The organism is Ohtaekwangia sp. (genome assembly GCF_036568665.1).
Lineage (GTDB): Bacteria > Bacteroidota > Bacteroidia > Cytophagales > Cyclobacteriaceae > Ohtaekwangia.
This window is the reverse complement of record NZ_DATCSD010000164.1, coordinates 23742-31109: the sequence shown is the minus strand read 5'-3', so window position 1 is coordinate 31109 and position 7368 is coordinate 23742. Positions and strand designations below refer to the sequence as shown.

The following is a 7368-nucleotide window of genomic DNA, read 5'->3' as shown; positions in this document are numbered from 1 at the left end:
TGCGTAAGCTCGCTTCTGTTTTTCGCCAGCTTTAACATGATTATACCGGAGTTACCTGAGTACCTAACAAGCTTAGGCGGAGGTGAGTATAAAGGACTCATCATATCACTCTTCACACTCACCGCTATGTTGTCAAGACCGTTTAGCGGGAGACTTGCCGACAAAGTAGGTCGCGTGCCCGTAATGATGCTTGGTTCTGTTGTCTGTTTTATCTGTAGCCTGATATACCCGGTCCTATCAACTGTCTGCGGATTCTTATTATTACGATTAGTACATGGTTTCTCTACGGGTTTTACTCCTACAGGACAAACAGCTTATCTCTCCGATATAATTCCTGCACAACGCAGAGGCGAAGCGATGGGCTTGCTCGGCACTGCCGGAAGTGTTGGTATGGCCAGTGGCCCGGCCGTTGGCGGCACTATTGCCAATCACTTTGGTTTGCATACCATGTTTTATTGTTCATCCGCTTTCGCAATAATTTCTGTACTTATATTGATCGGTATAAAAGAAACCCTTCACGACAAACATCGCTTTCATATAGGTATACTCAAGATCAGACGAGCCGATCTGTTCGAGCCGCGTGTACTGGCTCCATGCTTCGTAATGGTATTCAGTGCCTATGCTTATGGAGCTATGTATACTTTGATACCCGATCTAGGTGCAATGGTAGGTATCAAAAATAAAGGAGTACTTTTTACATACCTCACAGTAGCATCGCTCCTTGTAAGACTGGTTGGTGGGAAAGCTTCCGATCGTTGGGGACGCAAACCTGTGCTGCGTATATCAACCGGTCTTATTGCTATTGCTATGTTAACCATTGCTTTGGCCGATTCTGTTACAATGGTAATCTGCGGTGTGCTGATCTATGGATTTGCTCAAGGCGCCACCTCCCCTACTCTGCTTGCGTGGGCTACCGATTTGAGTGATGAACATCATAAAGGACGTGGCGTTGCTTCACTCTATATATGTATGGAATTGGGCATTGGTTTAGGAGCTGTTGGCTCGGGCACTATCTATAGCAATGATCCATCCAATGTGTTCCTTACGTTTGCTATCTGTAGCTTATTCGCAGCTATAGCCTTTCTCTACCTCACTGTATATCGCCCGACTGTGAGAACGGTATCTTAAAAACTCTGACGAGTGGTATAGCTGAAAGAGATCTCTTTGCGTATTTTTAAAGATGATCTTCCAGAAACATATCTTCACCTTACTCGTAGCAATTACATCTACAGTAACTACTATGGCCCAGCAAAAACAGGTAGCCATAACGTTAGACGATGTTCCTTTTACTTCATGGCCAGGCGATGCTCCTCTCAAGACCATCGTAAGTGCAAATGAAAATATACTAACCGCTATTACTACGCATTCTATCCCCACCACAATCTTCATCAATGAAAACACATTGATTCACGATGATCAAACAGAAGAGCGTATTGCTGTATTAAAACAGTGGCTTATCAATCCACTCATCACTCCCGGCAATCACACCTATAGTCATCCAAGTTATGCCCGTACATCATCTTCGATTTTTAAAGATGAGATTATAAAAGGAGAAGTCATTACTAAAAAGCTATTGGAGGGAACCGGCAAATCGCTCACCTACTTCCGTTTTCCTTATAATGCTCTCGGAATGGATAGTCTTACAAAAATTGAAATGCAATCTTTTCTACAGGAAAAAGGCTATATCAGCACACCGTTTACCATAGAGAGCTCCGACTATATGTTCAATGCGTTATATCTCCTGGCCCTCGATAACCACGATAAAAGCCAGGCACAACGGATAGGCCAGGCGTACATAGACTATACACTTCGCCTCTTCGATCATTTTGAAAATATAGGTATGAAACGCTATGGCACATCCATTCCTCAAATCTTTTTAGGACATGTCAATGCTCTACACGCTGACTACCTCGGTGTATTGATTGAACAATTGAAAAAGAAAGGATATACATTTACTGATCTGCGTACTGCACTTCAAAACGATGTATACAAACAGACTGATTATTATGCCGGCCCCTACGGTTTTTCATGGTTCTTTCGGTGGGAAAAAGATCCGCAGGTAAGAAGAGTGCTTCTCCGCCAGCAACCGGAGCCTCCGAAAGAATTTACGCAGGCATACGAGCAAGCACTCAAGAAAGCTTCCGGTAAATAACCTGCATATAAAAAATCCGGAGTATATTTCGGACGATTCCACCCATCATTCTTAATTCAATACACATGAAATCTGCCAATAGCGTTTTCATCTTCCTGTTATTGCTTATCGGGTGCGCTGAAAAATCAAAAACATCTGACAACAATCTTTCAGAATCAAAACCGGCCGGAATGGTATGGATTCCCGGTGGAGAATTTACCATGGGCACTGATGCCCAGGATGCATACGAACATGAACGCCCTGCACATGGTGTTCGTGTAAAAGGTTTTTGGATGGATGAAACCGAAGTAACCAATGAACAGTTCCGTCAATTTGTTGAAGCCACACAATACGTTACTATAGCAGAGCGCATACCAAGCTGGGAAGAACTCAGCAAGCAACTTCCTCCGGGTACACCCAAACCACCGGATAGTGTACTTGTTCCTGGTTCGCTAGTATTTCATGCGCCCGATCAACCTGTAATGTTGAACGACTATACATTATGGTGGGAATGGAAGAAAGGTGTAGACTGGCAACATCCCGAAGGACCCGGCAGTAACCTCGAAGGAAAATGGAATCACCCTGTAGTACATATAGCATACGAAGATGCACAGGCATATGCTACATGGGCGGGCAAGCGATTACCAACAGAAGCTGAATGGGAGTTTGCCTCACGTGGAGGTAAAGATCAGGAGCGGTATAGCTGGGGAAATGAAGTTACGCCACAAGGTAAATTTATGGCGAATACATTTCAGGGAAGTTTTCCTACGAAGAATCTGGCCGAAGATGGATTTGCTTCATCATCGCCTGTGAAAACATTTCCACCCAACAACTATGGGCTATACGATATGATTGGCAATGTATGGGAATGGACCAGCGACTGGTATGATGCTACTTATTTTCAAGCACTCGCCAAGATGGCAATAACAGAAGATCCCAAAGGTCCGGCACAATCATACGATCCCAACGAACCGTACGCACAGAAGCGTGTTACAAAAGGAGGCTCATTTTTATGCGCGAGTAATTATTGCGTTAACTATCGACCAAGCGCACGTCAAGGTACTTCTATTGATAGCGGACAATCGCACATCGGGTTCCGTTGTGTAAAGGATGCGAATTAATACACCTATATATTTTCTCGTTAGCAGGATTTCTTAAATTTGAAAACCTCGGGGCGTAGCGCAGCCCGGTAGCGCGCCACGTTCGGGACGTGGAGGTCGTAGGTTCGAATCCTGTCGCCCCGACATAAAAAAGTGGATTTTTCTGATCCACTTTTTTTATGTCCTTACTTGTCTTCACGTTTAGTTTGATCCTTATTATATACTCCCTAATCAAACAGTTGTCCCTTCAAGCATGCTTTATCCAATTTGGTATGTATCTAGTCTTTCAAATTACATAAGCGGATTCATGGACTCTCCGAGAAAATTAAAATAGGCAGAGAGATATAGTCTTCATTAAGCTTTAGTATAGAAGCTTGAACCAAGCATCACTTCACCAGATTCCGAAACGCTGATCCGAAAATTAAATAATTCGTATTACCAGCGATAGTGCCTTCGTTTTGTCCCCAGAGGAAAGGCCAGTCATCGTAGTTTTCAAAGTGATCGGGTTTTCTGAATAAAATACCGGGCGCGACATTGCCGGGAATAAAAGAGAAGTCGGCCCGATTATTACCATAGAAGACTGCCTTAGGACGAGTCGCGCCAACAGTTGCTACAAGCGAATAGTTATGATAGGGATGACAACCAAATAACCAATTCGTAGCCTTGAACGCTTCACTCGGGGCAACAACGTCTGGAAAATACTGGCTTGCAAAACAGATCGTGGTGCCGAAATTTAAAATTGCGCCACTGCCGGCCCAGTTGCCCAGCACAATCGGTACTCCATAGGGATTTTCCTTTTCTAATCCTTTTATATAATCAGCATACTTGACAACGTAGGGACGAAGCTTTTCCTTGAAGGATGCGTCCATATGCGGGACGGCATTCAAAGCTGTCAGCAGCGTGGTATTAACGTTGCGATCAAGCGCTGGCCATAGGAGTTCCTGAAATTTATCGAGATACTGTTTTTCACCAGTCGCAACAAAAAGTTGAAGATTGGTGCCAACATTAGCTGACGCTCCCCAAGGCGAATTGTCTTCCGGCTTCGCTGCGAGAAGTTCGGTTGCTTCTTTCAGAAGTCTCTTGGACTGTACCAAGGCCCTGGCAGAAAGATCATCGTTGTAACCCTTTAAAGCTCTGCTCGATGCAGCAAACATTGTAGCTGCGAAAAGATCGAGTCGAGGATTGCGATTTGTGAATGCCCACATGTCGTCTTTAACTCCGCTCGATCTCCCGTCCTTTGCTTTTTCGTAAGGACCTAGATTTGGATTATAAGGAAGTCCATCTGTTATTGAAGCTGCGTCTCCCAGGTGGTGGTAATTGTCGAGCACAGCGTTTGAAAGTGTTTGCGTCATATGGCCAACAATCTCTGCCTGCGCTACAAGGTTTAATGTTCCGTGCTCAATAAATTGCAATACATCAGGTATTCCATCGGGACGGTGAAGGTCGACATAGCGTTGTTTCTGATCAACAAATGTCTGATCACGCAACGGCTTAAAATACTCCCACGTTTGAACGAAGTTTTGTACCACGCTAATATTCGCGCCTGTTTCGATATCAAAATCTCCTGCATCGAAAAATCCACCAACGTTTAGTCCCGGGATCAGTTCAAGGGCTTTATACTTTGTATCCGTTGTCGGCCCCTGAGCATGCAGATCGAAATGATCGGTGTTTGGCGGAGCTTGAAGATATCCTTCCTTGAAAGGTTCTCCATGCCACACCCTATACGCTTCATTTACGAACATGTGATTCATGTGAATCGGAATCCATATATCACTCGTAGCGTCCGTGATTTTATCATACACGCTATTTTCAATCAAGAAGTCGTTCGTTTTGAAATTGCCGTATTGGATGTAATATATACCAGGGGCAGTGACTGAGGTGAAATCAAATTTGACATAGTGATATTTATAGTAATCACCCCATGAAACTATTTTGCCACTGAACACCTCACGTGCACTGCCATCGTTGTCCATTTTGTATAGTGAGGCGTTGGCAAGTGGCTTGTCTTTCTTGTCCAGTTCAATTACTGCGACCTTCGGTTGTTTGGGTATGTAACCGACTTGAGAGAAACCTATATTTGGCTCTCTCACCCACCCTTTGATTGCGTTGGGCTCAATCGTCCAGGTTAACACTTTTCCTGTTTTTCCTGAGGGCAGAATACTACGAACAACGAACCAACCATTTTGGGCCAGCACACGTCCATCGAAGAGCATCAAGTCTACATCCTGCGAAGTGATTTTCACCAGGCGTGAAGGTTCATCTGGCGCCAGAAGAAAAGCACGGCCTCTTTCCAGTGGAAGTGGATCAATGAATTTACCGGTACCCCTGTCATCGTATGTTTTGTAACCTTTAAATTGTTTTGGCTTTTCGTTGTTGGGTCTTGCCACGCTGTTACCCACCACGTAACGTGGAAATCGATTGTAACGTCCGTCTACGATATAGGCTTTACCCCAATACTGTGAGGGAAGAAATTCGAGATTGAAGCCCGCGCTTCCCTCAAGTTCCTTCGGAATTGGTTTGTCCAGGTAGACCGATATTTCGACACCATTACCCTTCGCTGTAACAATCACACGCGAATCGAAATCGTAATCTTTATACCGCAATATGCTCTCTATACTTTTCGATGCACGGTCCACTTTTCGGGTCGGTATTTCCGGAACCAGATCCCATTGTTCAGGCGTGTTGGAGAGCCTCACAGCACCGCCTTGGGCAGTTCTCACACCATGATGAATTAATTCAATACCAGCATTCTTCTCATCGTTAAATCCCCCTGTAAAAAGGTTACTGTAAACGAGGACATTAACGCCTTGCGTTTCAAAGTATTCGAGATCATTAAGTTTTAATTCCTGTGCGTAGGCGTGACTTAACGAAAAAAACAAGACCGTTAACGTTGTTATTGATTTTAGGTGCTTGAAAAGCTCTCTTATTATCATTGGTATAAGTTTATGCGTGTTGTTTATTTAATCTATTGAAAAACAGAAATTACCGATGTTGAGTGGCGCCTGCATTCTCCACGGCTTCATATTCACTATACAAGGCAATTAATGCCTTTGTTGTACACAAAAACACCTTGCTTTGCTCTAGGTATTGATCAATGAAACATGGTAATTGAGATGTGCCTCCGATGTATAGTTATCGAAAACGACTATAGCTTTACTGCAACTGTTTCAGAATCGAAAGCGAATCCTCTTATTTCTTTGCAGTCTTTGCAACAAGGAACCCATTAACATCAAGCCAGTGCATGAAGGCATCGAACCATTTGTTACTGGTACGATTGGGGTTGCCCAGACCGAAGCCGTGGCCGCCATTCTGGTAAAGATGAAACTCTACAGGTTTGCCTGCTTTAAACCACGACTCGATCACACCGAACTGACCGCGAAACAGAAAATCATCTGATGCTATCACATTAAACATTGGCGGAGCATTCTTCGGCACCTCAACCGGTCCCATGCCACCATATATTGGACCGATGAAGTCGAGCTGTACCACTTTTGAATTAAGCGTGGTGTGCATGGTGAGCCCGGCACCGGCTGAGAAGCCAATCATTCCCAATCGAGCGGTGTCAACGCCCCATTCTTTTGCTCGCGTCACAATCATTTTATACGCAGCTTCTGCATCCGCGAGCTGGTTGGTCAGGTCCATGCGCGGTGGGCCTGGAGGAGGAGTTGCATCCTTCTTACCCTCGGCAGGAGGTGTTGCCGCTGCGAAAGTTCTATTCATCGACTCCCTGAAGCCATCCAGTGACTCCGGCGTGGGAAAGAGACGATATTTAAGTACAAAGGCAGCGATGCCCTGATCGGCAAGCGCTTGAGCAACTTCCCATCCTTCGTTACCCATGGACAGCCATCGAAAACCTCCACCGGGTGCCACGATTACGGCCGCGCCATTTGCTTTACCGGGTTTGGGCAAAAACGGTGTAAGTGTCGCTTTTGAAATATTCCGAGCCATTGGATCGCCCCACTGCCTGAACCAAGTCTCAGGCGAAGGTTGTCCTTCGACACCGCCAGTGCCGAGAGGGATTGCATTTGGTTCTTTGGGAGTTTCGAGTGGATAGATGGTGCCGTCTTGTGCGGTTGCCAACGTCACATCAAAGAGTAACGTGGCGAGCATGACGAGTTTGGTTAAAGATTTTAGCAT

5 protein-coding genes and 1 tRNA gene are annotated in these 7368 nt (G+C 45.0%); 4 read left to right on the top strand and 2 right to left on the bottom strand.

Annotated features, from left to right (window positions below):
- The 4 genes from VIN08_RS09525 to VIN08_RS09510 all read left to right on the top strand — a co-directional run.
- Nucleotides 1–1128: MFS transporter (locus VIN08_RS09525; RefSeq protein ID WP_331963695.1), on the top strand; the 1128-nt coding region annotated here is incomplete at its 5' end.
- 112 nt (nucleotides 1129–1240) lie between these two features.
- Nucleotides 1241–2152 (top strand): polysaccharide deacetylase family protein, encoded by a 912-nt coding sequence (locus VIN08_RS09520; RefSeq protein WP_331963692.1) that lies wholly within the window; start codon nucleotides 1241–1243, stop codon nucleotides 2150–2152.
- Nucleotides 2153–2217: 65 nt separating this feature from the next.
- Nucleotides 2218–3252: a formylglycine-generating enzyme family protein gene (locus VIN08_RS09515; RefSeq protein ID WP_331963689.1), complete on the top strand. Its 1035-nt coding sequence runs from the start codon at nucleotides 2218–2220 to the stop codon at nucleotides 3250–3252.
- A gap of 49 nt (nucleotides 3253–3301) precedes the next feature.
- Nucleotides 3302–3375: transfer RNA gene (locus VIN08_RS09510), tRNA-Pro, on the top strand.
- A gap of 242 nt (nucleotides 3376–3617) precedes the next feature.
- Here VIN08_RS09510 and VIN08_RS09505 read toward each other — a convergent pair.
- The gene (locus VIN08_RS09505; RefSeq protein ID WP_331963686.1) at nucleotides 3618–6164 is read right to left on the bottom strand and encodes a cellulase N-terminal Ig-like domain-containing protein; all 2547 of its coding nucleotides are present in this window, start codon (nucleotides 6162–6164) and stop codon (nucleotides 3618–3620) included.
- Between the two features lie 256 nt (nucleotides 6165–6420).
- Nucleotides 6421–7341 (bottom strand): alpha/beta hydrolase, encoded by a 921-nt coding sequence (locus tag VIN08_RS09500; protein ID WP_331963698.1) that lies wholly within the window; start codon nucleotides 7339–7341, stop codon nucleotides 6421–6423.
- Between the last annotated feature and the right edge of the window lie 27 nt (nucleotides 7342–7368).